At 70.5% G+C, this 3165-nt stretch carries 2 protein-coding genes and 2 pseudogenes; 2 read left to right on the forward strand and 2 right to left on the reverse strand.

What is annotated here, in order from left to right:
- Positions 1-254, forward strand: a pseudogene (locus G6018_RS08215) (hypothetical protein); the annotation flags it as partial.
- Positions 255-303: 49 nt separating this feature from the next.
- On the opposite strand, the gene glgC reads toward G6018_RS08215, so the two are convergent.
- Positions 304-1530 carry a glucose-1-phosphate adenylyltransferase gene (gene glgC / locus G6018_RS08220; protein ID WP_179525590.1) on the reverse strand — a complete coding sequence of 409 codons (1227 nt, stop codon included), beginning with the start codon at positions 1528-1530 and terminating at the stop codon, positions 304-306.
- Positions 1531-1673: 143 nt separating this feature from the next.
- Between glgC and glgA the strand changes: the two genes are divergently transcribed.
- Positions 1674-2840: a glycogen synthase gene (glgA, locus tag G6018_RS08225; protein WP_347237831.1), complete on the forward strand. Its 1167-nt coding sequence runs from the start codon at positions 1674-1676 to the stop codon at positions 2838-2840.
- Between the two features lie 42 nt (positions 2841-2882).
- Here the strand turns inward: glgA and G6018_RS08230 are convergent.
- Positions 2883-3165: pseudogene (locus tag G6018_RS08230) on the reverse strand (methyltransferase type 11); the annotation flags it as partial.

Consider the following 3165-nt stretch of genomic DNA (forward strand, 5'->3'; position numbering starts at 1 on the left):
CCCGCTACATCGCGGCGCGGCCGCTGGAGGTGGCCGACAAGCTCGCCGACGGCGCCTACGACCTGCTCGTCGCCGATGTCCCGGATCACTCGGTCGCCCGGGTGGTGTCCCGCGCTCACCAACTGTTGCGTCCCGGCGGTGCGCTGGTCCTGATCGGTGAGCACGCACCGCTGCCGGAGGGCGCGGACCTGCCCGAACACGCACACGTCACCGTGCTGCCCGTCGGCGGCGGGCTGACCGTGGTCGCACTCTGAGCCCGCGCGCCCGGAGGCGGCGAACCCTGGACCGGACCCGGCTGGCGACTCAGCCGGGCAGCGACGTGACGGAGTTCTTGGACACGCTCACCACTCCGCCGGCACTGATCGGGAACCGGAGCCGGTCGCGCTCGTGATCCACGCCGATCACGTCGCCCGGGCCGATCGAGGAGTTCTTGTCCACGATCGCCCTGCGCACCACGGCGCCCCGACCGATGCGCACACCGGGCATCAGCACGCTGCCCTCCACCACGGCGCCGTCCTCGACCACCACGTTGTTCGAGACCACGGAGTTGCGCACGGTGGCCGCGGAGATGATCGTCCCCGCCCCCACCATCGACTCCTGGGACATGCCGCCGTTGACGAACTTGGCTGGCGGCAGATTGTCCTGCTGGGTCCGGATCGGCCACAGGTTGTTGTAGAGGTTGAACACCGGGTGCACTGAGACCAGGTCCACGTGGGCGTCGTAGAACGCGTCGATGGTCCCCACGTCACGCCAGTACCCCCGGTCGCGCTCCGTCTCGCCCGGGACCCGGTTGCGGGCGAAGTCGTAGACGTACGCGCGCTCCTGTTCCACCAGCGCGGGGATGATGTCCCCGCCCATGTCGTGGGTGGAATCCGGCTTCTCCGCGTCCGCCTTGAGGGCCGTGACGAGCGCATCCGTCGTGAAGATGTAGTTGCCCATCGAGGCGAACGTCGCATCCGGGTCGTCCGGCGTCCCCGGAGGATCGGAGGGCTTCTCGACCCAGTCCCGGATCAGGTCGTCGTCCCCCGCGTCGATGCAGCCGAAGGCGAAGGCCTCACTGCGGGGGACCCGGATCCCGGCGACCGTGACCGCGGCCCCCGTGGCGATGTGGTGGTCGAGCATCTGACGGGGGTCCATGCGGTAGACGTGATCGGCCCCGAAGACGACGATGTGGTCCGGCTTCTCGTCGTGGACCAGGTTCAGCGACTGCAGGATGGCGTCCGCCGACCCGGTGTACCACCGCGGTCCGAGCCGCTGCTGCGCGGGAACGGGGGTGATGTACTCGCCCCCCATCCCGCTCATGTGCCACACCTGGGAGATGTGCCGGTCGAGGGAGTGCGACTTGTACTGCGTGAGGACGCAGATCCGCATGAAACCGGCGTTGACGAGGTTGCTCAGGACGAAGTCGATCAACCTGTACGACCCGCCGAACGGCACCGCCGGTTTGGCGCGGTCCGCGGTGTGCGGGAAGAGGCGCTTGCCCTCGCCACCGGCGAGAACGATTGCTAGGACGTGCGGCTGGTTCCTCACCCCCCCACCGTAACGACTTCCGGGCCGTTGCCACGGACCATCACGGGACTTGCCCCCGCACCGCCCCGCGCCGACACCCCGTGGTCGGGCGGGGTTCACCCGCAACGGTCCCGTGCACGCCCCGGGGGGCTAGGTTGACCGGTGTGCGAGTAGCGATGATGACGAGGGAGTACCCACCGGAGGTCTACGGCGGGGCGGGGGTCCACGTGACCGAACTGGTGGCCACCCTGCGGCCGCTGTGCGAGGTCGACGTCCTGTGCATGGGCGCGGACCGCGACACCGCGCGGGCGTTCCGGCCCGATCCGGAGCTGGGCGAGGACGCCAACCCGGCGATCCGGACCCTCTCCGCCGGACTGCGCATGTGCGTGGCCGCGGAGGGGGCGGACATCGTCCACTCCCACACCTGGTACGCGGGCCTGGCCGGCCACCTCGCCGGGGAGCTCTACGGCATCCCCCACGTGGTGTCCGCGCACTCTCTCGAGCCCAGCCGACCCTGGAAGGCCGAGCAGCTCGGGGGCGGCTACCGCGTCTCGTCGTGGTCGGAGCGCAACGCCTTCGCCCACGCTGACGCCGTGGTCGCGGTGAGTGCACGGATGAAGGACGAGATCCTGCGCGTCTACCCCGAGGTCGATCCGGAGAAGATCCACGTGATCCTCAACGGCATCGACACCTCGGTGTGGTCACCGGTCGAGACGTTCGCCGGGGAGGACTCGGTCCTCCGGCGGCACGGTGTCGACCCGGACCGACCGATCGTGGCGTTCGTCGGTCGCATCACACGTCAGAAGGGAGTGCCCCACCTGGTCCGCGCGGCCCGAGATTTCCACCCGGACGCCCAGCTCGTGCTCTGTGCGGGTGCCCCGGACACCCCGGAGATCGCGGCCGAGATGGAATCACTGGTCGCCGACCTGCAGTCCACCCGGGACGGCGTCTTCTGGCTCCGCGACATGCTGCCGCGCGCGGAGGTCATCGAGATCCTCTCCGCCGCCACGGTGTTCGCGTGCCCGTCGGTGTACGAACCCCTCGGGATCGTCAACCTCGAGGCCATGGCCTGCGACACCGCCGTCGTCGCCTCCGATGTCGGCGGGATCCCGGAGGTCGTCGTCGACGGCGAGACCGGCACGCTCGTCCACTACGACGAGTCGGACCCGGACGCCTTCGAGGCCGGTCTCGCGGCCGCGGTCAACGAACTCGTCGTCGATCCGGGCAAGGCCGCCGCGTACGGCCGTGCCGGGCAGGAGCGGGCCCGGACGCGGTTCGCGTGGGAGGCGATCGCCGAGCAGACCCACGCGATGTACGCCTCACTCCTGTAGAGCGCCTACCTCCTGTAGAGCGCCTCACTCGTGTAGAGCGCGTCACTCCTGCAGAGACCTGCGGAACGTCCGCACCTCGACGTGGACGCGGACCGGGCCGTCGCCGGACCCGATGGCCCGCTCGACCCCGGCCCGACCCAGGTGGACTCCACTGGGGCCCATGAGGGCCAGGTCCGCGGCGATCGCGGCGGGAACCGTGGTGGTGACGTCGACCACCCGGACCGGACCGGGGTCGAACCCGGCGGCCAGGTGCGTGTCCAGGCGCTCGGCCTTGTCCGCCGCGGGTGCGAGCATCCCGACCCGCGACCGCAGGGGCTCGAGATGA

Source organism: Dietzia sp. DQ11-44, assembly GCF_014145205.1.
Lineage (GTDB): Bacteria > Actinomycetota > Actinomycetes > Mycobacteriales > Mycobacteriaceae > Dietzia > Dietzia natronolimnaea.